Below are 22170 nucleotides of genomic sequence, written 5' to 3'. Positions count from 1 at the left end.
CCTATGCTTCTGCTTCGGTGCCTTCTGCCTTGCCTGCTGACTTCTGGTTGGTTTGTGGATCCGCTTGCCCCAGCAACTCGGCGATCCGTTCGGTCCGCTGCCGCCAAATGACCTCGTACTCATCGAGCAGACTGCGGGCCTTGTGCAAGCCCGCGTGGTTGGCCCGCACGATCTGCTCCCTTCCGCGTTTCTCCTTGGTCACCAGGGAAGCGCGTTCCAGCACCGCCACATGCTTCTGTACGGCGGCGAAACTCATGGCGTAGAGCGCGGCGAGCCCGGAAACGGAGTACTCCCCCACCGTCACGCGGCGCACGATGTCCCGGCGGGTCGAGTCGGCGAACGCCTGGAACAAGCGGTCGACTGCTTCGTCACTCAACTGATCTACAACCATTTGGTTGTAGAATAGGCCCGCGCCAAAGGAGTGTCAATGGGTGGCCGTGCGCCTCACCCCAGGAACGTCCGGTGGATGTCGCTGCCGTAGCGGCCGATGATGTCCCGCTTGGCTCTCCTGAAAGCTTCGAGGTCTCCGGCGTGGCCGTGCTGCTCCACGCGGCGCCGGGCTAGCTCGTCCGCGATCACGTCCAGGAAGAGTTCGGCCAACAAAAGGCGCGCCGAATCGCGGAAGCGTCCACGGCCGTCAACGTACAGCTGGACCGTGGGCGCGGCGGTGTTGATGATGACCTTCCGTTCGTCCACGCTGTAGACGGCACGGTCGGCACTGTTGTGCAGGCTGCGGAACTCGTAGCCGGTGAAGAGGTCGACGCCGTGGTCCCGGCTCGGGCGGCGGGCCTCCGGGTGCGCCGCCGGCTGCACCGGCGCATCGGCGGGCACCGCATGATGCGGGGGCTGGTCGGCGCTGCGGTGCGAGGCGTGTTCGGCGATGACGATTTCGCACAACGCCCAGTAGTCGCCGGCACGGACGGTCACCTGGCCCCGTTCGTCCGGCCGCTCCCCCGTCACGGTCCATTCGAGCCGCCGCGCTTCCCCCAGCGCGCCGACGGCGATCGGGACAGGTTCCGGGTCGATCCGCAGCGTGCCGGGCAGGTCCACCTCGAACGTGAGCATTCCGTCGGGCAACCGGGCCGGATCCAGCAGCAGGGAAACACGGAACGGATGCCCCGGCGGACGGTAGTAGAAGGGGGTGGTGAAGCGCAACGCCGCGGGCCGCTCCCCCGCAGGGGAGCCGCCACCGGGCGCCGGGGAGGTTTCCAGGCCCAGGTCGACGACGGCGGCCTCGTTCATGTGCTGCAGCAGGTGCTCGATCATTTCGGCGGTGCGCCCGGAGGTGGTGGCGCGCTCAAGATGCGTGAGCTTTTCCTTCTCGGCCTGCACGGCGCCGGCGATCATCCGGCTGACGGCCTCGGAAAACGCCGCCACAAAGGGGTCCCGGGGGTTCAGTCCCTCGCGTTCGTCGCTGATGATCGCCCGGCCGCGGCCCAGCATCCCGGTCAGCGCGTCGCAGGATACGACGCCGAAGAGGTATTCGGTGCCCACCTGGTTTTCGAACGCGAACAGCTGGCAATCCAGTGCGGCCATCCCGGACAGAACGACGAGGCCGTTGGTGCGCTCGTCTCCCTTGAGTGTCAGCTCGGTCCCTGTGGCGCGTTTCAACGTCAGGGTGAACGGATACGCCCGGCCTTCAAAGCTGACGCTTCCGTCCTGGTCCGGGCCGAGCAGCAGGTCCGCAGGCGGCTCCTGGAACCTGACCGGCTCGCTTCGGTGGTCGCCCGATCCGGGCTGGCCGTGCTCCAGCTCCACGCTGCGCCGGCCCAGCACCGCACGCAGGTAGAAGTTGTCGGACAGGGACTGCAGCAGGGTGCTGTACTGGGTGATCCGGACGCGGGGATTGTCGACGACGATGCTCACCCGGGTGCCGCTGGCAGCCGGTGCTTCGTCGATCCCCAGCCGGGCGTAGTCGGCCGGGAACGCGCGGCGGTCCTCGCCGCCGTCGTCGTAGAGGTAGCCGCCGTTCTCGCCGCGGAAGACGTCGATCCGGGTGAAGCGGCCGCCCTGGATGGTCTCGATCCAACCGTGGCCCAGGCCGAAGATCGCTTGCTTGAGGCCGCGGCCGAAGTAGCCGCGGCCGTCACCCTCGCCGCGCGCGAGCGGGCTGTGCGCGCCGCCGTAGCTGAGGATCCGGCCGGCCTGATCGAAGGACATCCCTTCCGCCTGGTCGCTGACCATCAGCACGGCCCCGGTGAGGTGCCGCTCGTACCGGACATGGATCCGGCCACTGACGTGGGCGCCGGCCTTTTCGAGCCGCGCGTAGCTGTCGTCGCTGTTGGTAATCAGCTCCACGAGCGCTTTCTCCACCGAGGCGAAGCGCCGCGAGTCGATCCCGATCACGCGCTGGTCCACTTGGATTTCGGCAACCGTCATGCTGATTCCCTCGCTCACAACTGAAGTTGCTGCCGGCCGTTCCTCAACCCGTAGCCGCAGGTCCGGCCCGATACGTGGAGCGTAGCAGTTCCGGGCTATTTGGCGCGGGTGTGCGAAATCGAGGCAGCGGCGAGGGCGGTCGGCTGCTAGTGCGAGGCGGGCCTGGGAACCGAGGCTTCCAGGTCGTCCGTCCCAAGTTCTGCCGGGCTCTCGATAAAGCCGCTCAGCCACGCGACGGCGTCGGGCCGAGAGGTGAAGAATTCGTGAGGGTATTTTGTGTCCCGGCTCGTGGCAGCGGCCACGACGCGGTCGACAGCGCTGGAGCCAAGGACCGCAATGGCGAGAACGTCGACAGACTTGGCGAACTCGTACCGGGCGGCGGCGCTGATTTCCACGTCAGTCATGACGGAGAGCATCGGCATCTGCCGGCCCTGGCTGATCAACTCGGTGGCCCGCATGGCATCCCGGGCGTCACCGACGTCGACAAACGAGCCGGGGGCCCAGACGGACTCGATGATGCCGTCGCTGATGCGGAGGGAATTCTTCCCGTTCGCGGCGCGGATTGGTTCTGGCATCATCTGGCCAATTCTAGGCGCGCTCAGTCCGCTCGCGTGGACAACACGGCGCAGAAGCGTGCCTCCATCCTCGACCCTTTGCCGGCAAAGCCGCCGCCATGTGGGAAGCCGGCTGTTTACCAGCCCTCCATCAAGGGTTCATTACCGATAAGTAACTTGGGGTGGTCCTGTTGAGAACCATCCATTGAGAGGCTCCCCCATGAGCGCGACTCGAACCCGAGGCATCCTCACGGCCGCCGCAGCCTTCGTCCTGGCGGCGTCCGCAATCGGCGGCACGGCGGCAGCCCAGGCCGCCGGCACCAACGATCGGCCCAACGCAAACAGCGCCGGTTCCGGCAGCCACCGCGAAACGGACAGCGCGCTGGCCGAGGCCTTTAACGGCGTCGACCGCAGCACGAACTGGCAGCAGACCGGCAAGCTGAAGCTGAAGTTTCCGACGTACCACACGGAAGGAATCGCTTTCAGCCAGGAGCACATCTTCCTCTCGGCCGTGCAGATCATCGAGCCGACCACAAAGTTCCCGTCCCCGCAGGGAGGATTCGACCGCACGGCGGGCAAGGGCGTCGGCCACCTGTTCGTCATGGACAAGGCCGGGAATCTGCAGAAGGACATCATCCTGGGCGAGGGCGACATGTACCACCCCGGCGGCATCGACTTCGACGGCGCCAACGTCTGGGTCCCTGTTGCCCAGTACCGGCCCAGCAGCAGCGCCATCATCTACCGGGTGGACGCAAAAACCCTCGACGTGCACAAGCAGTTCGAGGTGAAAGACCACTTCGGCGGCATCGTCATGGACAAGCAGACCGGCCACCTCGTGGGCAACACCTGGGGATCGCGGCGCTTCGCCGAATGGGACCTGCGCGGCAGGCAGCTCTCCACCTGGCAGAACCCGAACTATTTCATCGACTACCAGGACTGCCAGTACGTGCCGACCTCGAAGATGCTCTGTGGGGGCATCACCAACCTCCCGCAGGCCCCCGGAGCTGGCGGCCCCGGCGCCAGCTACGAACTCGGCGGGATGGCCATGATCGATCTCAAGACCCGCAGCGTGACCCGCGACGTCCCGTTCCAGCAGTGGTCCACCGCCGGGCACGTGGCAACCCGCAACCCGTTCAAAATGACCGCCGACGGGAACCACCTCACCTTGAAGCTGGCCCCGGACAACGGTGACGAGGGCAACGGCACCGAGATCCTCACCTACGAAGCCACCGTCGCCCCCGCCAAGTAGCGCGCCCAACGCCTTGGAAAAGAAACGATTGGATACCCCCTTGCAGCACTTCTCCCCTAACCGCTTCACCCGTAAACGCTTCGTTGCCGCCACGAGCGCCACCGCTCTGGCGGCATCGGCGCTGGCCGCCGGCCTGATCGGCGTTGGCGTGGGCCCGGCATCCGCCGGCGAAAAACACGAAGGAACCGCAACGCCGATCAAGCATGTGGTGGTGATCTTCCAGGAAAACGTCTCGTTCGACCACTACTTCGCCACCTATCCGAAGGCCGCCAACATTCCCGGTGAAACCCAGCAGGGCACCGGCACCAAGGCGGCTGCGTTCACCGCGGCCAAGAACACGCCGAAGAAGATCAACACGCTCGCCACCGCGGGCCTGCTGGCTCCGGACAACCCGAACGCCGCGCAGCCGGCCCGGCTTTCGCCAATGCAGGCCGTCACCTGCGACCAGGACCACAACTACGGCGCCGAGCAGAAGGCCTACAACGGCGGCGCGATGGACAAATTCGTTGAGTACACCAGCCGGGACTCCTGCGGTACCAACCAGTACGGCCGCCCCGGGTTGACGATGGACTACTACGACGGAAACACCGTCACGGGCATCTGGAACTACGCCCAGAACTACGCTATGAGCGACAACCACTTCAGCACCGTATTCGGGCCCTCCACCCCGGGCGCGCTCAACCTGGTCTCCGGCCAGACCCACGGGGCCACCGAATACACTGCTGCCGGGCAGCCCGTGGCCACGCCGGCGGGCGGCAGCAGCACTGTCCGCCAGCCAGACGCGAACGGCGTTGGCACGGTCATCAACGACCCGGACCCGGTCTATGACGATTGCTCGAACAACAGCCACGCCAAGGCTGGCAACCTGGCCGGCATGAACGGCAAGAACATCGGCGACCTGCTCAGCGCAAAGGGCACGTCCTGGGGCTGGTTCCAGGGCGGCTTCACACCGACCACGCCCGCGACCGGAACCACCCCGGCGTCGTGCCTGTCCAGCCACACGAACGCCGCCGGCGCCAGCGTCGTTGACTACTCCCCCCACCACCAGCCGTTCCAGTACTACGCGTCCACCGCCAACCCGCACCACGTGGCGCCGGCGTCGGACGCAGAGATCGGCCACAACGGCAGGGCCAACCACCAGTACGACCTCACCGATTTCAACAAGGTGGTCAATACCGACAACATGCCGGCCGTCTCCTTCCTGAAGGCGGGGATGTACCAGGACGGCCACGCCGCCTACTCCGACCCGGTCGACGAGCAGAAGTTCATCACCAACACCGTCAACCAGATCCAGAAGTCCAAGAACTGGGAGAACACGGCCGTGGTGCTCGCCTACGACGACTCGGACGGCTGGTACGACCACGTCGCCGCCCAGGTGAAGAACTCTTCCAACAGTGCCGACGACGCCGCGTGGTGCCAGAGCGCCGCGGCCAGCGGCGTCCCGATGGCCGGCGGTTATGCCGACCGCTGCGGCCCGGGCCCGCGCCAGCCGCTGGTCGTTATTTCCCCCTTTGCGAAAAAGAACTTCGTGGACCACACCGAGACTGACCAGGCCTCGATCCTGCGTTTCATCGAGGACAACTGGCACACCGGCCGGATCGGCGACGCCTCCGCCGACGCCACCGCCGGCTCGGTGAATGGCATGTTCAACTTCAACAAGCAGCGCACCGGCAAGGTGCTGCTCGACGAACAGACCGGCGCGGTTGCGTCGATCACCAACAACGACGGCGACCCCAGCCGCCGGAGGTAACACGCGCCGCGACCTGCCGAAGGCGGGCGGCCATCCAGAGACGCCACCCGGCGATGGCCGGGTGGCGTCTCTGTGCTGGCTCATGGAAGCGCAATACCCGCCTCCAGGAATCAAACACCCTAGGATCTTCGACATGGAGACCTTCCTCTGGCCAGGCTGCGCGTCCGATCCCCAAGGTGAACCCAAGGTCGCCGTGCTTGTCCCGGGGGCGGGCTACAAAGTCGAATCTCCCCTACTGTTCTGGCCCGCGGAGCAGCTGAAGGACCGCGGATGGCAAGTTCACGGAATCCGCTGGACCGAGGACGACGAGCCCGGCGATGATCCCCGCGGCTTCGCCGCCCGGGCGGTCGAACAAGCGTTTGCCGGGGCCCCGCGCGCCGCCGAACGGCTCATCGTGGCCAAATCATTTGGAACCCTCGCTATTCCTTGGGCAGAAGAGGCTCAAGTACCGGGTGTTTGGCTTACGCCTATCCTCACGGATGGGGTGATTCGGAGAACGCTTACCGGCACTCGGAAACGTGATCTGCTGATCGGCGGCTCCAAAGACAAGCTATGGGTTATCGACGGCTTATCCGAGACTGCAGGCACGTTCGTCGAAATCCCGGGTGCCGACCACTCCCTGCAAATTCCGAACGATTGGCGCGCTTCCCTGTCGTCCCAAGTCCAGGCGTTCACTGCTGTCGAGAGCTTTCTGGCCGGCTAAGGCCGACGCCCTGGCCCAGCCCCGCGCAGCTCAGCCCAGGGCTACCAGGAACGCCAGGCCGGCCAGCACAAGGGACACCGGGACCATGACACGCCGTTCGTCCTTGCTCTTTGAGGCAAGGTTGGGCAGGACGCTGAACAGCAAATAGGCCGCGATCACCCACATAGCCACCACCGCAATGGAGGGCGCTGGCAGGACTGAAATGAATTCCGCCCGGTCCAGGGCAACCAGCGCAAAGGCAGCGTAAACGACGATCGACACGGCACTTCCGACGCGGAGCCGCGCCGGAAGCACCGCGCGTTGGCCGCCCCAGGCAAACCGGCCGAGCGGCAGCCCGACGATCAGCAGCAACTGAAACACGGCAAGTGCTCCGAGCACTGCACAGAACGCGAGGGGGATTTCCGGCACCATGAGCTGAAGACTAGCGGGCTGGACGGAGCGGCCGTGGTTACGGCGCGACCGTCAGCCGCGCTGCCGGTCCTTGCTCAGGCGATCAGCCGGGTGTCAAAGAACTCTTCCGCGAGCCGGATCAGGTGCTCAGGGACGTCGGCGTCCTCGCCATGGCCACCATGGCCGAGGATCACGGCGGTGCCCCGCGCGACGCCGGCGAGGTCCAGGCCGCAGTCGTTCATCAGTTGGGCGGCGCGCAGGTTCGCCGGGAGCTGGGTAATCACGCCTTCGGCGTTGAGGTAGACGTGCCAGTTTCCGCGGCTGACTCTTTCAAGGTCTCCGCCCACCAGCCCTTGTAGGGTTCGCTGGTCGGTTTCGATGGTTTCCACCCGGACAGGTTCGCTGATCCGGGCCGGGATTATCAGTGCTGTATATCTCTTAGTCATTTTAGGTCCGCTGTTAATAACAACGGCGTAGTTCGCCGTGTTCCCGGGGGCTGGAGGCAGCCCCGCCGCCCCGGGAGACCCTCAAAACGCAGGCGGACGACGGCGGGAGCTTCCCGCCGTCGTCCGCTTGCGTGGTTTGCCGGCAACCGCGCCGGCCGAATTCCGGTCAGACGGACAGCGGGACTTCCTCCGCCACGTCGTCCTGCGCAACCGGCTCCTGCCGCGCCGGGCGCATCGCCGCTACGGCGCCGCCCGCCACGAGAACCACGGCGCCGACGCCCATGTACAGCATGGAAGCTGTCCAGTGCGCGTCCAGCAGGGCGCCGGTGATGAGCGGGGCGACGATGGCGCCGACGCGGCCGATTCCGATCGCCCAGCCGACGCCGGTGCTCCGGACGGACGCGCCGTACAGGGCGGGGGTGATGGTGTACATGCCGGCGATGCAGCCGTTGATCAGCATGCCGACGACGCCGCCCGCGACGAACGCCAGGGCGAGGATGCCCGCGGTGGAGATGAACATCACCATGGTGGCGGCCGAGAGGACCGCAAACGCGATCATCACCTTGCGGCTGTTCCAGCGGATGGTGAGCAGGCCGTAGAGCAGGGAACCGAAGGTGCCGCCCAGGGTGAGCATGAGGCCGCCGATCACGCCCTGACTCTCGGTCATGCCGGCGGTGACGAGCAGCCGCGGCGTCCAGCTGTTCACGAAGTAGAACCCGAACATGGTGGCAAAGAAGGCCAGCCAGACGAGCCAGGTGGAACGGCGGTTGCCGGCGGTGAAGAGTTCAGAAAGCTTGTTCCTGTGCAGCGCCACTGCGGCGGACGCGGGGATCTGGGTCAGTTCGGGCTGGCCGATCTTGCGGGCAATCTTGTTGAGGCGATCGAGGACGTTGCGCGGGCGACGGCTGGTCAGGAAGTCCACCGATTCGGGCAGCAGGACCGCCAGCAGGACCAGGACGACGCCGGTGCAAATGCCGCCGAACACGAAGACCGAGCGCCAGCCGAAGTTTGCCTGGAGGGAGACCGCGGCAGCGCCGCCCAGCGTCGCGCCGATGCCGTAGCCGGCCGTGTAGATGCTGATGGCCAGCCCGCGCCAGCGTTTGGAGGAGTATTCGCTGGCGATCACGTTGGTGCAGGCCAGGATGCCGCCGATGCCCAGGCCCGTGACGACGCGCCAGATCCCCAACTCCACTGCCGAATGTGCCAGTGAGGCGAGCAGCATGCCGGCGGTGGCAAGGCCAACGGAGACCAAGACCATGGGCCGGCGGCCGATGACGTCGGCGAACGGTGCAAGGCCCAGCGACCCGATGGCCATGCCGACCAGGCCGGAGCTCAGCAGGATGCCCAGCTCGGCCCCGCTGAGGCCGAACTCGCGCGTGACGCTGTTGGCCGTGAAAGCCATGGCCAGAACGTCGAAGCCGTCGAGGGCGTTAAGGATGATGCACAATCCGACGATCAGCCATTGGTACAGGGACATGCGGGACGCGTCGATGCGTTCTTGGAGTTGCATGAGACTACTTTCTGGAGGCCGCGGACAGTCCGGGCGGGTACAAAGTTGCGTGCCGAACGGCGGGTGTGCGCCTTCGGTGCCAAAGCCCGCCGCCGGGGATCGTCGTCGAACTCCCGGTAGCCGGACAACTATCTATACTGATAGCTAGATGTGGCGTGAGACACAGCCTAACTATGAACATAGTTAGTTGACAAGAGTTTTGATGAAGCAGGGCCCGTATGTCGCGATGCGGCCGACGGGCCCGATGGAAAGGACCGGTGGCGAGGTGAGTCTGCGCTACGCCCTGCTTGCCCTGCTGACATCCCAGCCCCTGACGGGCTACGACGTGTTCAAGCAGTTCGAACAATCCGTCGGCTACGTCTGGCACGCTCCGGACTCGCAGATCTACCCGGAGCTCCGCCGCATGGAAAAGGACGGCCTGCTGCGCGGCGTCGAGGAAGCCTGGGGGAAGAAGGGCAAGAAGAAGCGCTACCACATCACCCCGGAGGGCGTTGAGGCCTTCCGCGCCTGGATCAACACCACCCTCGACTACACCCGCGAGCGGGACCCGATCCACCTCAAGGCGGCATACCTGGAGTGGGCCGAGCCGGATGCCGCGCGGGCGCAGATGCAGGCGCACATCGCCTACCACTCCTCGCGCGCACAGCAGTGGCAGGAGATGATTGCCGCCCTGGAGGACCGGAGCAATCCCATCCTGGCAACCCGCCTGGAGGCGGCGCCTGAAGCCGATAGGGCCAAGATTGCCGGCTACAAGATCTTCACCTACGAGGGCATGATCGAGCGCGCCAACGCCGAAATCCAGTGGGCCAGGCGCGGCTTGGAACTGATCGACAAACTGGAATCCTGACCGGAGAACGGCCCGGAAGCCGCAGGGCTTCCGGGCCTTTCGCATGCCCCGGCACGCCCGCCGTCGGAAACTCACCCCTTGCCACTACCTATGAACATAGTTATGCTGTGACGCAGACCACTACCTATGTAGATAGATATAGCGAAGGAATGACATGACCGCGATGATGCAGTCCGTTAGTTCGACAACCAACAAGGTGCTGGGGTACCCGCTTAATGCCTGGTATGTAGCCGCCTGGGACCATGAAGTGACCCGGAAGCCGATGTCCCGGCGGATCGCGGACCGCCCGCTCGCCCTGTACCGCACGGAGGACGGCAAGGCCGTGGCGCTGGCGGACGCATGCTGGCACCGGCTGGCTCCGCTTTCCATGGGCAAGACGCTTGCCGGGGATGAGATCCAGTGCCCGTACCACGGCATCGTTTACAACTCCGCCGGCCGCTGTGTCTCGATGCCGGCGCAGGAAACCATCAACCCCAGCGCCACGGTCCCGTCCTTCCCGGTAATCGAAAGGTACCGGTATGTCTGGGTCTGGCTGGGCGATCCGACCCAGGCCGACCCAACATTGGTCCCGGACATGCACCAGATGAGCTCGGGTGAATGGGCCGGCGACGGCGAGACCATCTTTGCCCCGTGCAACTTCCAATTGGTGCTGGACAACCTGATGGACCTCACCCACGAGGAGTTCGTCCATTCGTCCTCGATCGGGCAGGACGAACTGAGCGAGTCCGATTTTAAGGTGACCCAGGACGGCGACACCGTCACCGTGTCCCGCTGGATGCTCGACATCGACGCGCCGCCGTTCTGGCTCAAGAACATGCGCGACAAGTTCCCTGGCTTCGAGGGCAAGGTGGACCGCTGGCAGATCATCACCTTCCAGTCGCCGTCGACGATCAACATCGACGTCGGCGTCGCGAAGGCAGGCACCGGGGCGCCGGAAGGCGACCGCAGCCAGGGCGTGAATGGCTTCGTCATGAACACCATCTCCCCCGAAACCGCCAAGACCTGCCACTACTTCTGGGCTTTCATGCGCAACTACCGGCTGGAGAGCCAGCTGATCACCACCCAGCTTCGCAACGGCGTCCACGGCGTCTTCGGCGAGGACGAGGCCATGCTCAAGGCGCAGCAGGAGGCGATCGACGCGAACCCGGACTACGAGTTCTACAACCTCAACATCGACGCCGGCGGGATGTGGGTCCGCAGGCTGATCGAGCGCCAGCTCGCCGCCGAGGGCCGGCTCATTCCCACCGTCTGACCGACCCCAGACCCGTCCAGCCCGGACCCCTCCAGCCCAGCGAGAAGTTAGAAGAAAGTCATGGCAGCAAGCAACATCGAAGTCTGGCAGACCGGAACCGTCGTCGAGGCGGAGTCCGTCACCGCCGAAACCCGGCGCCTGGTCCTGTCCCAGTCGCTACCGAAGAAGGCGGAGCCCGGCTCGCATATCGACGTCATGGTCACGATCAACGGGGAACGCCACAAGCGCTCCTACTCCGTGGTGGATTCCAGCGAGGATGGCCGGCGCGTGGCCATCAGCGTCTTCCGGGCGCCGCAGTCCCGGGGCGGCTCGGTCTTCATGCAGGGCCTGGAAGTCGGGGACCAACTGGAGATCACCCAGCCGCTGCAGAACTTCCCGCTCCGGGTGGGCGCCCCGCGCTACGTGCTTCTGGCCGGGGGCATAGGGATCACCGCGATGGTCAACATGGCGCGGGTGCTGCGCAACATCAAGGCGGACTACACCCTGGTCTACGCCGGCCGCAGCCGCGCCGCCATGGCCTACCTGCCCCAGCTGGAAGCGCTGCACGGCGACGCGCTGCGGGTGCACGTGGATGACGAGGGCACGGCGCTGAAGGTCGATGAGTTGCTGGCCGGGGTGGATCCGGAGACGGAGCTCTACATGTGCGGACCGATCCGGCTCATGGACGCGGTCAAACGCGGCTGGGACACGCGCGGCCTGAGCGTGCCGAACCTGAGGTACGAGACCTTCGGCAACAGCGGGTGGTTCGACCCGGAGGAGTTCGTCGTCCGCGTCCCCCGGCTGGGCGTGGAGACGACCGTCGGTCCCGGCGAGTCCATGCTGGAAGCCCTCGAGGGCGCGGGAGTGGACATGATGTTCGATTGCCGCAAGGGCGAATGCGGACTCTGTGAAGTGCGGCTGCTGGGCCTGCAGGGCACCGTCGACCACCGCGACGTGTTCTACAGCGAGCGCCAGCAGCAGGCTGCGGCGAAGATGTGCTGCTGCGTCTCACGGGCCGTCAGCTCGGAAACCGGAGCGCGGGCGGATGCAACAGGGGAACGCGCCGTCGTCACCATCGACGTCTGAGGTCACCCGGCGCCTGTTGCCTGCCGCCCATTCGATCGGTTCGATAGGCGCCGCGCGTCCGGTCCGGCACCAGCTCGGCTCCGAATCAACATGGAGACCGAAAGCAGAGGGGGCCCATGCGCGTTCAGCAGGAAGCGACTGCCGCCGAGGCAACAATGCTGTGGCGGCATGTCCTCCCGACGGAACTGGGTCCCTGCACTGTGCATGTCCAGTCGGGCCTCAAGCAACGAGGGCCGGCGTCGGCTACTGCGGACGTGTACCTTCACGGCGCCGCGGGATCCTGGACCACCTTCCAGCCCTTGCTCGCCGGAGTGCCGGACCGGGCGCGGGTGCTGATCGACCTGCCGGGCTGGGGTGGATCCACCGAAAATGCCCGGATGGAACACTTCAGCATCGATGCCGCGGGCCGGGCTGTCGCGGGGATCCTCGACTCGCTCGGGTACCGTCGGTGGAATCTGGTGGGGCACTCCATGGGAGGCTTCCTCGCGCTGCATATCGCCGCGGCCTGGCCCGAGCAGGTGGTCAGCGTCGCCGCCATTTCGGCTACCACCTTCGGTGTGTCCGAGGCGGCCCGGAACCCGCTGCGCGGCCTCGTCAGGCTCCCGGCGTTCGTGGGCATGCTCCTGCTCATGCGCACCCTGGCGGCCCTCGGCCCGGCCGGGTCAGCGCTGGTACGTGCGACCGGCAGGGCTCCCGTGATGCGGCCACTGATGTCCCCGTTTTTCGCAGCTCCCGCAGCCATCCCCGCAGGGGTTGTGCGCGGGCTTGGCGATGACGCCCGCCCGGCAAGCTTCTCCGCCGCCGCCCGGGCCGCGGCCCACTACGACTTGAACCGGTGGCGCAGCATCCGCTGCCCGGTGCTGGCGACCCGCGGGGACGTGGATGTCTTCACCCCGCAGTCCGATCTGCACCGATTGGGCGAAGTGGTCCCGCACGCCCAACTGGTGACGATCCCGCGCTGCGGCCACTTCGCCACCTTCGAGCGCCCGCTGCAAGTGATGCGCCTGCTCGATGGTCTTTGGGGCCGCCGGATTCAACCCGCCCAGCGTTCCCAGTAGTCGTCCGCGGCCTGCAGGAAGCGCCTGCGCCGGGTTCGTTCTCCTAGGAGGGGGTGATTTTCCGGCCTGCCCAGCGGGCCTGAAGCATCGTTACCCGGGGTGAAGCTGACGGCAACGGCCACGGCCACCGCGAACATGGACATCAAGGTCAGCACTGCGAGGATCAGTCCGTAGGCCGGCCCCGGCGGCTGGCCATGGCGGGTACGAAGCCGGAAACCGCCAAGGTAGCTGCCCAGCGAAGTCCCGCGGGCATAGAGTGCCCAGTTGGTGGCCAAGGCGGTGAAGAGGATCAAGACAAGAGGGATCCAGCGGCCGGGCGCGAGTACGAACAGCAATACGGTCGGAGCCCAGACCAGAAGCGAATCGATAAGAAGCGCGAACAGCAGCGAAGGCCAGTCGACGATCGCTGGTTCGGGGGTATTCACGCAGTGATTCTTGCACGCGGCAATCGGTGGTCCGCCCATGCGACACCGGATCCGATCAGATTTGTTCAACGCCGAGCCCATCCGGCACCTGCCGCCTGCGGCTGTGACCAGTCTCACCCGCAATAATCGCCCTCTGGCTTGAGCCGGCCACTCGGCGCTGTGCATCATGAAAAGGCAGGCAGGGGCTCGAATCCCCGCCCGCGCAGCCCCGAGGTTCGCTCCGACGCTCCGCGTCCGAATCGAATCAGGGGCACCATCCTGGTGGACGCAATGAGGCCAAACCGGTGAGCTCGCAGAGCTGCCCACGGTCTCAGGCGTTCCTGGTTTGGCCTACGGCGGCTCCGCATCGGTGCGGCAGCCGGACACCCGGATTCATGAATGGAAGCACTGAACAATGACGTTTGAAACTGCCAACACTGTCACCCACAAGCTCTGGGACCGCTCCACGATGCATCACGAGCTGGACGCCCTGGTCCACGATCTCTCGGTCCGGCACAACACCGCGAAGTCCAACATCGCGGTCCACGCCAGCGGCCCGAACACCTTCACGCTCAGCCTGAACCACGGCGCGGCCAACCTGGACTCGGCCTCCGCCTAAGAACACAGCGCAGCACTAAACGACGACGACGACGGCGGGAGCTTCCCGCCGTCGTCGTCGCGTTTGCGAGCGGGCGGCACAGCCGCCCACCGGTCAGGAGAACCGGGCCGGCCGGAAGGTGGCGAGCATGGGGTGCTTCTTCCCGGTCATGATCTCGCCCGCGAGGAGCTCGCCGGCAATAAGGCCAAGCGTCGCCCCCGAGTGGGTGAAGGCCACGAAGCAACCTGGCACCTGGACGAGCTCCCCAAGGACCGGTTCGCCGTCGCCCGGGATGGGCTTGTACCCGATCTTCCACGAGGCCGGCTTGAGCTCAGGATGGCCGGCGATCAGCTTGGACGCTTCATCGGCGAGTTCCTGAACCACGTCGTCGGAAATGCTGAAGGTACCGTCGGCGTGTTCGCTGATGTGCTCTTCGTACCAGTCGTGGTCCAGGGCCAGGGCGTTTCCGGGGTTTGGCCGCACGGCCGCCCGCGGGGTGTTCAGCACGGCCTTCAGTCCGTGATCCACTGGCTTGGTCAGAACCAGCATGGAGACCGGGGAAGCGTTGGGGATGTCAACGCCCAGGGGAGCGACGACTGCGGGCGTCGCGGCGCCGCACGCCACCAGGATGGCATCCGCTGCGTAAGTATCGCCAGCGGCCGTCTGCACGCCGCTGGCCCGCCCGGCGTCGACCGCGACGGAGACCTTGCCGGCATTGAGCACCAGTTCCCCGCCCAGCTCGTGGAACTCCTCCATCAGAAACTCCACCAGTTCAGGCAGGCTGACCCACCCCTCGCCGGGGTTGAAGATGGCACTCTCGGGCACGGCATCCGGGTCGACGCCGGGAACGGCTGAAGGGAGTTGTTCGGGCGCCAGCAGTTTGGAGTTGTAGCCGATGGACTCCTCGTAGTCATGGCGGGCGAGGGTGGCAGCCTGCTGTCCCGCGGCGTGCCACATGAGGCCGCCGCCGAACTGCAGCCAGTCCCGGTCCGGATCCGCAGCGAAGAGGGTTCGGTAGCGGTCCACGCCGGCGACCCGGAGTTGGTGGTACGGGGTGGAGCGTTCTCCGGCGGAGTTCAGCCAGGACAGCGAGCGGCCGGTGGCCTCGCTGGCCAGGCCGTGTTCGCTCAGCAGGACCACCGAGGCCCCTTCGCGGAGCAAGTGGACGGCGGTGGAGACGCCGAGGATACCGCCGCCGATGACGGCGACTCGTTTGGTTGAGGGCGTGGAGGACATGGGTCTCCCTTTCGTTCCGTAATGGGTGCTTGAAATTTCGCGCTGGCATTGCCCGGGCGGCGCGAGGTATGGCTAGGCGAAGGCGCGGAGGTTGTCGATAACCCTCAGGACCTCAAGTGACTCCTCGGGGTCGACCGGCAGCGGGCCCTCCCCTCGGAGCGCCGCGGCCAGCCGGGTATAGAACTCGGGGTAAGCGCCCGGCCGGGCAGGCACCGCCTCGGAGGTTCCGTCTACGCCGAGGCCCCCCCAAGAGTCCTCGGGCTCCACGCCGTAGGCCGGATCCGACGGCAACATGCCGCCTGCCAGCGCGGGTTCCTGACTGTCCAGACCCCACTTGGTGTACCCGGCCCTGGAGCCCAGAACGTGGAATCGCGGGCCGACCCGGGCCGCCATGCCGTTCATCCAGAGCCGTGAGCGGACTCCGGATTCGTGGAGCAGGGACACGAAGGCTTCGGTATCGGCGCCGTCTGGGTGTCCGTGGTTGGCGGTCTCCCCATAGCTCTCCGCGACGGGACCGAACAGCTGGACGGCTTGGTCGATCAGGTGGGCGCCCAAGTCGTTGAGGATGCCGCCGCCGTCGGACGCCGCTGCAGTGTCCCGCCAGTTCCCGAAACCGTCCGGCCGCCACCACTCAAAGCGCGACTCGAAGCTGCGGACGTCGCCCAGCGCTCCTTTCCTAACCAGTTCCCGGAGCGTCAGGAAGTCGGCGTCCCAGCGCCGGTTCTGAAAGACCGTGAGCTGCACGCCGGCGTCGGCCGCCCGGGAGATGAGAGCTTCACCGTCGGCCGGGCTGGTGACGAATGGTTTGTCCACCACGAGGTGCAGGCCGCGGTCCATTGCCGTTGCGGCGAGGTCGTAGTGGGTTTGCGGAGGCGTCCCGAGAACAACCAGGTCCAGGCTTCCGGCGAGGGTGAACAGTGCCTCCGGCGTCGGCACGATCCGGGCGTGCGGGTAGAGCCTGGCCGCCTCCCCGGCACGGGCCGGATCCGCGGTGACAATGACGTCCAGAGAGTAGCCGGGATGAGCCGCGATCAGCGGCGCGTGGAAGACCTTGCCGGAGACACCGAAGCCGACGACGGCGGTACGGATGGGCTCCGCTGCGCCGCTGCCCATCACAGCACCTCCGAGAGGAACCGCTGGAGCCGTTCGCTCTGCGGGTTGTCGAAGAGCTGGGCGGGGGTGCCGGATTCGACGACTTCGCCTTCGTCCATAAAGACGACCTGATCGGCGACTTTGCGGGCAAAGCCCATCTCGTGCGTGACCACCAACATGGTCATGCCGCGCCGGCCCAGTCCCGCCATGAGGTTCAGCACGCCCTTGACCAGTTCCGGATCCAGCGCGCTGGTGGCCTCGTCGAAGAGCATGACTTCCGGTTCCATAGCCAGGGCGCGGGCGATTGCGACGCGCTGCTGCTGTCCGCCGGAGAGGTCCCGGGGACGGTGGTCGGCGCGCTCGGCGAGGCCCACCTCGGCGAGGCGGCGGCGGGCGCGTTCCCGCGCTTCGGCTTTCGGCATTCCCTTGACGCTCCAGAGGGCCAGGGCGACGTTCTCAAGGGCGGTGTGGTCCGGAAAGAGGTTGAAGTGCTGGAAGACCATGCCGATGCGGGCCCGCAGGAGATCCGGTTTGACCTGCAGGGCGCTCTCACCGGCCAGGAGGACGTCCCCGCTTTTGGGTTCGTGCAGCCGGTTGACCCCGCGGAGCAGGGTGGACTTGCCGGAGCCGGAGGGCCCGATGATGCAGGTGGTGGTGCCCGGCGCAACGTTGAGGCTGACGTTCCGGAGCACCTCGATGTCCCCGTAGGCCATGGTCAGGTTTCTCAGTTCCAGGCTGGAACCGTGGAAGGTCTCAATGTCCGGCGCGGTATTGCTGGCGGTGTTGCTTGCGAGGCTCATGTGTTGCTCCCGGTGGTCAGCGGTGAGGCCGCGGCGAGTTCGTTGACTTCCTTGAGGCCGCTGCTGGGGGCGGCTGGGCGGCGTCGGCCGGTGCGGAAGCGGTTGTCGAAGTAGTTGACCAGGTGGGTCAGCGGGACCGTGACCACCAGGTAGAAGATCCCGGCCAGGACCAGCGGGGAGAGGTTGCCGGAGAGGACGGCGGCATCCTGGCCGACGCGGAACAGCTCCCGTTCGGAGACCAGCATGCCCAGGAAGTAGACCAGCGAGGAGTCCTTCACAATGGCGATGAACTGGTTGACCAAGGCGGGCAGGACCCGGCGGACACCCTGCGGGACAACCACGAGAGCCATCGACTTCGCGTAGCTCATGCCCAGCGCCCGGCAGGCTTCGCCCTGGCCTTTGTCCACGCTCTGGATACCGGCGCGGAAAATCTCGCCGATGTAGGCACTGGCAATCAGGCTCAGCGCGATGATTCCCAGGGGGTAGGGCGAGGGGCCGAATATCGACTGGCTGATGCGGGCGAATCCCTGGCCGATCAGCAGGATGGTCAGGATGGCCGGCAGCCCGCGGAACAGGTCCGTGTAGATCCGGGCCGGGACACGGAGCCAGGCCGACGGGGATATCCCCATCACGGCGACGACCATGCCGAGGGCAACACCGAGGATGGTGGCGGCGACGGAGATTATGAGGGTGTTGAGGAGGCCGACTCCCAGAAGCTGGGGCAGCACTTCGGCCATTGCGCCGAAGTCGAAAAAGGTGCGGGTGATGGTGCTTAACCAGTCCATGGTGTCTCTCAGACGTAGGTAGCTTGTGGATCCCGGGCGGGCCGCGTGGTGCGGCCCGCCCGGTCAGGTGGCAGCGGGGCGGCTGCCGGAGGTGTCCGCCGTGCGGCTTACTTGCTGGACGTGGGGCTCGGCGACGGGCTTGCCGCCTGCTCGGCCTTCGGCAGGTACTGCTTGGGCATCGGCGATCCCGGGAACCACTTCTGGTACAGCTTCTTCCAGGTGCCGTCCTCCATGGCGGCGGACAGTCCCTTGTTAAGCGCGTCCTTGAAGGCCGTCTTGCCCTTCGCCACGGCGAACCCGGCGGGGGCGTCGAAGGACGGGATGTCAGCCGCGCTGACCAGTCCGTATTTCTCTTCGTAGGCCTTGGCTGCCTCGTAGTCCAGGAAGTGGGCGTCCACGGATCCGCTGTTCACGGCAGAAATAGCGGTGTTGTTGTCCGGGAAGCGCACCAGGCTGGCCGAGGTGAAGTTCTTGACGGCGTAGGCCTCCTGGAGCGTTCCCTGCACGACACCGAGGCGTTTTCCGGCGAGCGCGTCAGCGTTGGCGATGCCCGAGTTCTTGGTGGTGATGACGGTCAGGTAGCCCGCCAGGTAGCCATCCGAGAAGTCGACGGTTTGCTTGCGCTTGTCCGTGATGCCGATCGCCGCGACGCCGGCGTCGAACTGGCCGTTGGCGACGGCGGCGAGCAGCCCGGAGAAGTCCTGACCGGTAAAGACGACCTTGTCGATACCGGCGCGGTGGGCGACATCCTTGAAGAGTTCGACGTCGAAGCCGGTGAAGTTCCCCTGCGCGTCGGCGAAGGTGTAGGGCTTGGAGTCACCGAGGCTGGCTACACGAATGGTGCCGGGCTCGATCAGACCGTAGGGGTTGTCCGCCGGCGACGACGAGGCGGAGGAGGCTCCGCCGCAGCCGGACAGTGCGAGAACCGCGGCAACAGCAGCGGCAATGAGCGCCCCGGGGCGCAGCTTGTTTCCTGTGTTCACAGCGTTTTCCAATCGTGGGGTGGGGAGCGGGTAGGCGGGCAGTGTGCCCCGTAGTGGGTAAGGGCCGATGCGGGTCTTGCTGAGTCCGGTCTCAGTCCCTAGGATTGAGACCGGACTCACATCGATTGCTAGAAATGTAATCGAAGCCACATGGGGCGTCAAGGGTCCGCTACGAAAGGCCGTCATGAAGAGTGATGCTTCCCGGCGCCGCGATGTCACCGTCGCCGACGTCGCCCGGGCTGCCCAGGTGTCCAAGGCCCAGGCGGCCCGTGCCCTGGGCAACTACGGCGCCGTGAGCGAGGACGTGCGCGAGCGGGTGCTGGCCGCCGCCGAGGAGCTTGACTACCGGCCTAATGAGCTCGCCCGCAGCATGAACACGGGAAAGTCGCACACCATCGGGGTGGTGGTGGGCGACATCGAGAACCCCCATTTCGGCCTCGCCACCCGGGGCATTACGGATACCGCCAAGCGCAGCGGCTACAACGTCATCCTGATCAACACCGACGAGGACACAGCCGCGGAAATCGATGCCGTGAGGGTGCTGCTGGACAAGCGCGTGGACGGTTTGATCGTGGCGCCCGCGTCTTCGGTCGAGACGCAACACCTGCGGCGCGTTCACGAGTCGGGCCGTCCGCTGGTCCTGCTGGACCGCAAGGCGCCCGGGCTCGATGTCGACACCATCGCCGTCGACATGGAGGATATCTCCCATGAGTCCACGAGTTACCTGATCAATACCGGCCACCGCAGAATCGCCTTCATCTCCACGCTCCGGACGGACGAGCCGTACCGCGAGGGGATGCCGTTGGACTCGTCCCAGATTTCGGACCGGCGCGCCGGCCTGCAACGCGCGTTCGCAGACGCTGGCCTGCAGCCGCCGGATGATCTGATCCGCCTCAACGCCGGCGATGACGAGTCGATCCGCAAGATCACCCGCGAGCTGCTGCAACGCCCGGACCCGGCGACGGCGATCATCGCCTCCGACGGGTTGATCGGGCTGAGTGTGGTCGAGGCTATCCAGGAGCTCGGCCTGTCGATTCCGGAGGATGTTTCTTTCCTCATGTACGACGACTTCGCCTGGACGCGGCTCACCACGCCTCCACTTACGGTCATCGCGCAGCCAGTGTACGAGATGGGCGTAGCCGCAGCCGCGGCCCTGATCCGGCAGATGGAGGGCCGGAAGGCGCCTGCGGCCGCGCCGGTGTTTACGGCCGAGCTGATCCGCCGGGGCTCCGTCGCGGCACCGGCGCGCGGTTAGGCGACGACGTCGGGAGCCTCGCGCAGGCTGCCGCGCGTTGCGGTCTTAACCCGGTACATGTCCTGGTCGGCGGCGATGAGGAGGGCCTTGGCCAGCTCCTCATACTCGGCCGCCCCGGCGTGCTCGGGCACGGCCGTTTCGGCCCGGCCGACGGACATGCCCAGCCGGAGCTCCGTGCCCGCGACGGTGATGGCCTCAGTGACGCAGTCCCGGACCCGCCCGGCCACCGCGTCAAGTTCCCCCGCGTGCTCCAGCCAGGGAATCAGGACCACGAACTCGTCGCCGCTGTAGCGCGTAACCGTGTCCGCGCCGCGCACGGCCCCGGCGAGCATCCGGGCCACGTGCTCCAGGACCTGGTCCCCGGCCGCGTGGCCCAGGGTGTCATTCACCTGCTTGAAGTTGTTGACGTCGCAGAACAGCACGCCCACTCGGATGCGCTGCTCGCCGGCGCGGGCCAGGGCCGCCAGCAGGGTTTCCTGCAGCTGCCGCCGGTTCGGCAGGCCGGTCAGCGGATCGTGGAGCGCCCGGTGGTGCGCTTCCCGGAGAAGCTTCGCGCGCTCCGCCTCGGCGTCCTCGAGCTGCCGGTGCGCGCTGGCCAGTTCGCGCTCGTAGCGGCGACGCTCCGGGGCTGCGAAGAAGATCATCAGGTCCCGCGGTTCGGCCCCGTCCGCGGTCCGGGTCACCGAGAGCAACACCGGCCGGCGTTGCCCGTCGGGACCCAGGATCTCGATCGAAAGCTCGGCAAGGTGGCCGTCGCGTTCCAGCTTCGGTCCGGCATGCGTCCGGTACATCAGCCGGTCACCGGCCGGCATGAGGTCCAGCACCCGCGTTCCGGCGAGGGCGCCGGCTTCGGCCCCGGTCCAGGCGCACAGCGTGGCGTTCGCGGCCAGGATGGTTCCGTCGGTGGCGGCCATGACGTAGCCGGCGGGCGCCTGGTGGAACAGCTGCCCGTAGTGGACGGCTTCGGTCGTCGCCGGGCTCATGGCTGCTTCAAGTATTCGAGGATGGCGGCGGCGGTCTCCTCCGGCGCGCTGCTTTGCGGGAAGTGGCCGGTGGCCGCGAGCCGGACCAGGGTGCTGTTGGGGAGCTCCTTCTGCAGGTACGTTCCCACGTGGTCCGGGGTGACGACGTCGTCGGTGCTTTGCAGGACCAGCACGGGGACGGTGACATCGGCCAGCAGGTGCCGGACATCGGAGAGGAACGCCACCCGGGCAAAGTCCCGGGCGATGCGGGGGCTGATCCGGCCGAAGCTGCCCTGGATTTCGCGGTCCAGTTCCGGGGCGTGCGGCGCGTTCATGTAGACCGGCGCCATCTGCTCCGCCCAGACAACGTAGTTGGCGTCCAGGGATTCGAAGACGTCGTCGAGGTCCTGGCTGTTGAACCCTCCTACGTAGCCGTCCTCAGGGTGGTCGAGATAACTGGGCGACGCTGTGAGCAGGACAAGGCGGCCGAAGCGCCGGCCCTGGTCCCGGACGGCTGCGCTGACGGCCATCATGGAGCCGACGCTGTGGCCGACCAGCGTGGCGTCCGCCAAGTCCAGGCCGGCGCAGACCTCCATCAGGTCATCGACGTAGGCATCCAGCGTGGAGTAGGTGGCCGAATCGTAGGCGGACTGGTCCGAGCCCCCGGAGCCCACATGGTCCAGCAGGACCACCCGGTAGCGGTCGGTGAACCAGGGCAGGATCCGGGCCCACATGGTCTGGTCGGTGCCGAAACCGTGGGCAAATACCAGGACCGGGCCGCCTTCAGGCCCGTATGCCCGCACGTTATTGCGTACTGCTGCCCCAGACGCCATCTGCCCACCAAACCTTTTC

At 66.6% G+C, this 22170-nt stretch carries 23 protein-coding genes; 9 read left to right on the top strand and 14 right to left on the bottom strand.

What is annotated here, in order from left to right; genetic code table 11:
* Position 1: 1 nt before the first annotated feature.
* The 3 genes from AB4Y91_RS00985 to AB4Y91_RS00975 form a co-directional block, all read right to left on the bottom strand.
* Entirely contained in the window at positions 2-391 is a 390-nt protein-coding gene (locus tag AB4Y91_RS00985; protein ID WP_441416728.1) for an ArsR/SmtB family transcription factor, read from the bottom strand.
* A gap of 53 nt (positions 392-444) precedes the next feature.
* Positions 445-2379, bottom strand: coding sequence for an ATP-binding protein (locus AB4Y91_RS00980; protein WP_441416727.1), 1935 nt, complete (start codon positions 2377-2379; stop codon positions 445-447).
* 146 nt (positions 2380-2525) lie between these two features.
* A complete protein-coding gene (locus AB4Y91_RS00975) occupies positions 2526-2957 on the bottom strand; it encodes a DUF7793 family protein (RefSeq protein WP_441416726.1) in 432 nt (143 codons plus the stop codon).
* 196 nt (positions 2958-3153) lie between these two features.
* On the opposite strand from AB4Y91_RS00975, the gene AB4Y91_RS00970 reads away from it, so the two are divergent.
* The 3 genes from AB4Y91_RS00970 (at position 3154) to AB4Y91_RS00960 (ending at position 6635) form a co-directional block, all read left to right on the top strand.
* Positions 3154-4182 carry a DUF6454 family protein gene (locus tag AB4Y91_RS00970; RefSeq protein ID WP_441416725.1) on the top strand — a complete coding sequence of 343 codons (1029 nt, stop codon included), beginning with the start codon at positions 3154-3156 and terminating at the stop codon, positions 4180-4182.
* A gap of 28 nt (positions 4183-4210) precedes the next feature.
* Positions 4211-5932 carry a phospholipase C gene (locus AB4Y91_RS00965; RefSeq protein WP_441416724.1) on the top strand — a complete coding sequence of 574 codons (1722 nt, stop codon included), beginning with the start codon at positions 4211-4213 and terminating at the stop codon, positions 5930-5932.
* A 133-nt stretch (positions 5933-6065) separates the two neighbouring features.
* Positions 6066-6635 carry a hypothetical protein gene (locus tag AB4Y91_RS00960; protein WP_441416723.1) on the top strand — a complete coding sequence of 190 codons (570 nt, stop codon included), beginning with the start codon at positions 6066-6068 and terminating at the stop codon, positions 6633-6635.
* Positions 6636-6665: 30 nt separating this feature from the next.
* Here AB4Y91_RS00960 and AB4Y91_RS00955 read toward each other — a convergent pair whose 3' ends face one another.
* The 3 genes from AB4Y91_RS00955 to AB4Y91_RS00945 all read right to left on the bottom strand — a co-directional run bounded on the left by AB4Y91_RS00955 (position 6666) and on the right by AB4Y91_RS00945 (position 8981).
* Entirely contained in the window at positions 6666-7046 is a 381-nt protein-coding gene (locus tag AB4Y91_RS00955) for a hypothetical protein (RefSeq protein WP_441416722.1), read from the bottom strand.
* Positions 7047-7120: 74 nt separating this feature from the next.
* Complete coding sequence (locus AB4Y91_RS00950) at positions 7121-7471, bottom strand: DUF3846 domain-containing protein (protein WP_441416721.1); 351 nt, start codon at positions 7469-7471, stop codon at positions 7121-7123.
* Positions 7472-7637: 166 nt separating this feature from the next.
* On the bottom strand, positions 7638-8981 hold the full coding sequence (locus AB4Y91_RS00945) for an MFS transporter (protein ID WP_441416720.1): 1344 nt from the start codon (positions 8979-8981) through the stop codon (positions 7638-7640).
* A 265-nt stretch (positions 8982-9246) separates the two neighbouring features.
* Here AB4Y91_RS00945 and AB4Y91_RS00940 point away from each other — a divergent pair, with 265 nt between their 5' ends.
* From AB4Y91_RS00940 to AB4Y91_RS00925, 4 genes are all read left to right on the top strand, one after another.
* The gene (locus tag AB4Y91_RS00940) at positions 9247-9828 is read left to right on the top strand and encodes a PadR family transcriptional regulator (RefSeq protein ID WP_441416719.1); all 582 of its coding nucleotides are present in this window, start codon (positions 9247-9249) and stop codon (positions 9826-9828) included.
* 154 nt (positions 9829-9982) lie between these two features.
* The gene (locus tag AB4Y91_RS00935) at positions 9983-11080 is read left to right on the top strand and encodes an aromatic ring-hydroxylating dioxygenase subunit alpha (RefSeq protein WP_441416718.1); all 1098 of its coding nucleotides are present in this window, start codon (positions 9983-9985) and stop codon (positions 11078-11080) included.
* A gap of 60 nt (positions 11081-11140) precedes the next feature.
* Positions 11141-12145 (top strand): PDR/VanB family oxidoreductase, encoded by a 1005-nt coding sequence (locus tag AB4Y91_RS00930; RefSeq protein WP_441416717.1) that lies wholly within the window; start codon positions 11141-11143, stop codon positions 12143-12145.
* Between the two features lie 116 nt (positions 12146-12261).
* Complete coding sequence (locus AB4Y91_RS00925; RefSeq protein WP_441416716.1) at positions 12262-13203, top strand: alpha/beta fold hydrolase; 942 nt, start codon at positions 12262-12264, stop codon at positions 13201-13203.
* On the opposite strand, the gene AB4Y91_RS00920 is transcribed toward AB4Y91_RS00925, so the two are convergent.
* Complete coding sequence (locus tag AB4Y91_RS00920) at positions 13179-13628, bottom strand: hypothetical protein (RefSeq protein ID WP_441416715.1); 450 nt, start codon at positions 13626-13628, stop codon at positions 13179-13181. The genes AB4Y91_RS00925 and AB4Y91_RS00920 overlap by 25 nt on opposite strands.
* 394 nt (positions 13629-14022) lie before the next feature.
* Here AB4Y91_RS00920 and AB4Y91_RS00915 point away from each other — a divergent pair, with 394 nt between their 5' ends.
* Complete coding sequence (locus tag AB4Y91_RS00915; protein ID WP_441416714.1) at positions 14023-14226, top strand: hypothetical protein; 204 nt, start codon at positions 14023-14025, stop codon at positions 14224-14226.
* Positions 14227-14319: 93 nt separating this feature from the next.
* Here AB4Y91_RS00915 and AB4Y91_RS00910 read toward each other — a convergent pair whose 3' ends face one another.
* From AB4Y91_RS00910 to AB4Y91_RS00890, 5 genes are all read right to left on the bottom strand, one after another.
* The gene (locus AB4Y91_RS00910; protein ID WP_441416713.1) at positions 14320-15441 is read right to left on the bottom strand and encodes an NAD(P)/FAD-dependent oxidoreductase; all 1122 of its coding nucleotides are present in this window, start codon (positions 15439-15441) and stop codon (positions 14320-14322) included.
* A gap of 72 nt (positions 15442-15513) precedes the next feature.
* On the bottom strand, positions 15514-16554 hold the full coding sequence (locus AB4Y91_RS00905; protein WP_441416712.1) for a Gfo/Idh/MocA family protein: 1041 nt from the start codon (positions 16552-16554) through the stop codon (positions 15514-15516).
* Positions 16554-17333, bottom strand: a complete 780-nt coding sequence (locus tag AB4Y91_RS00900; protein WP_346957928.1) for an amino acid ABC transporter ATP-binding protein — start codon at positions 17331-17333, stop codon at positions 16554-16556. The genes AB4Y91_RS00905 and AB4Y91_RS00900 overlap by 1 nt, the downstream gene beginning before the upstream one ends.
* On the bottom strand, positions 17330-18118 hold the full coding sequence (locus tag AB4Y91_RS00895; protein ID WP_175323740.1) for an amino acid ABC transporter permease: 789 nt from the start codon (positions 18116-18118) through the stop codon (positions 17330-17332). Before AB4Y91_RS00895 ends, AB4Y91_RS00900 begins: the two co-directional genes overlap by 4 nt.
* A gap of 107 nt (positions 18119-18225) precedes the next feature.
* Positions 18226-19113, bottom strand: coding sequence for an ABC transporter substrate-binding protein (locus AB4Y91_RS00890; RefSeq protein ID WP_441416711.1), 888 nt, complete (start codon positions 19111-19113; stop codon positions 18226-18228).
* Between the two features lie 172 nt (positions 19114-19285).
* Here AB4Y91_RS00890 and AB4Y91_RS00885 point away from each other — a divergent pair, with 172 nt between their 5' ends.
* Positions 19286-20356: a LacI family DNA-binding transcriptional regulator gene (locus AB4Y91_RS00885; protein WP_441416710.1), complete on the top strand. Its 1071-nt coding sequence runs from the start codon at positions 19286-19288 to the stop codon at positions 20354-20356.
* Here the strand turns inward: AB4Y91_RS00885 and AB4Y91_RS00880 are convergent.
* Entirely contained in the window at positions 20353-21339 is a 987-nt protein-coding gene (locus tag AB4Y91_RS00880) for a diguanylate cyclase (protein WP_441416709.1), read from the bottom strand. The genes AB4Y91_RS00885 and AB4Y91_RS00880 overlap by 4 nt on opposite strands.
* Positions 21336-22121, bottom strand: a complete 786-nt coding sequence (locus AB4Y91_RS00875; RefSeq protein ID WP_441416708.1) for an alpha/beta fold hydrolase — start codon at positions 22119-22121, stop codon at positions 21336-21338. Before AB4Y91_RS00875 ends, AB4Y91_RS00880 begins: the two co-directional genes overlap by 4 nt.
* Positions 22122-22170 lie beyond the last annotated feature (49 nt).

Origin of the sequence: Arthrobacter sp. YAF16 (genome assembly GCF_052113385.1) — a bacterium.
GTDB lineage: Bacteria > Actinomycetota > Actinomycetes > Actinomycetales > Micrococcaceae > Arthrobacter.
The sequence above is the reverse complement of the archived record's forward strand: the minus strand, read 5'-3'. Positions and strand labels throughout refer to the sequence as shown.

Bases quoted from the DNA above. Each gene is read 5' to 3' on its own strand.
- AB4Y91_RS00910 (WP_441416713.1), bottom strand. From the start codon at position 15,441: ATGTCCTCCACGCCCTCAACCAAACGAGTCGCCGTCATCGGCGGCGGT.
- AB4Y91_RS00885 (WP_441416710.1), top strand. From the start codon at position 19,286: ATGAAGAGTGATGCTTCCCGGCGCCGCGATGTCACCGTCGCCGACGTC.
- AB4Y91_RS00895 (WP_175323740.1), bottom strand. From the start codon at position 18,118: ATGGACTGGTTAAGCACCATCACCCGCACCTTTTTCGACTTCGGCGCA.
- AB4Y91_RS00880 (WP_441416709.1), bottom strand. From the start codon at position 21,339: ATGAGCCCGGCGACGACCGAAGCCGTCCACTACGGGCAGCTGTTCCAC.
- AB4Y91_RS00915 (WP_441416714.1), top strand. From the start codon at position 14,023: ATGACGTTTGAAACTGCCAACACTGTCACCCACAAGCTCTGGGACCGC.
- AB4Y91_RS00980 (WP_441416727.1), bottom strand. From the start codon at position 2,379: ATGACGGTTGCCGAAATCCAAGTGGACCAGCGCGTGATCGGGATCGAC.
- AB4Y91_RS00925 (WP_441416716.1), top strand. From the start codon at position 12,262: ATGCGCGTTCAGCAGGAAGCGACTGCCGCCGAGGCAACAATGCTGTGG.
- AB4Y91_RS00975 (WP_441416726.1), bottom strand. From the start codon at position 2,957: ATGATGCCAGAACCAATCCGCGCCGCGAACGGGAAGAATTCCCTCCGC.
- AB4Y91_RS00970 (WP_441416725.1), top strand. From the start codon at position 3,154: ATGAGCGCGACTCGAACCCGAGGCATCCTCACGGCCGCCGCAGCCTTC.
- AB4Y91_RS00960 (WP_441416723.1), top strand. From the start codon at position 6,066: ATGGAGACCTTCCTCTGGCCAGGCTGCGCGTCCGATCCCCAAGGTGAA.
- AB4Y91_RS00935 (WP_441416718.1), top strand. From the start codon at position 9,983: ATGACCGCGATGATGCAGTCCGTTAGTTCGACAACCAACAAGGTGCTG.
- AB4Y91_RS00985 (WP_441416728.1), bottom strand. From the start codon at position 391: ATGGTTGTAGATCAGTTGAGTGACGAAGCAGTCGACCGCTTGTTCCAG.
- AB4Y91_RS00905 (WP_441416712.1), bottom strand. From the start codon at position 16,554: ATGGGCAGCGGCGCAGCGGAGCCCATCCGTACCGCCGTCGTCGGCTTC.
- AB4Y91_RS00950 (WP_441416721.1), bottom strand. From the start codon at position 7,471: ATGACTAAGAGATATACAGCACTGATAATCCCGGCCCGGATCAGCGAA.
- AB4Y91_RS00945 (WP_441416720.1), bottom strand. From the start codon at position 8,981: ATGCAACTCCAAGAACGCATCGACGCGTCCCGCATGTCCCTGTACCAA.
- AB4Y91_RS00900 (WP_346957928.1), bottom strand. From the start codon at position 17,333: ATGAGCCTCGCAAGCAACACCGCCAGCAATACCGCGCCGGACATTGAG.
- AB4Y91_RS00930 (WP_441416717.1), top strand. From the start codon at position 11,141: ATGGCAGCAAGCAACATCGAAGTCTGGCAGACCGGAACCGTCGTCGAG.
- AB4Y91_RS00955 (WP_441416722.1), bottom strand. From the start codon at position 7,046: ATGGTGCCGGAAATCCCCCTCGCGTTCTGTGCAGTGCTCGGAGCACTT.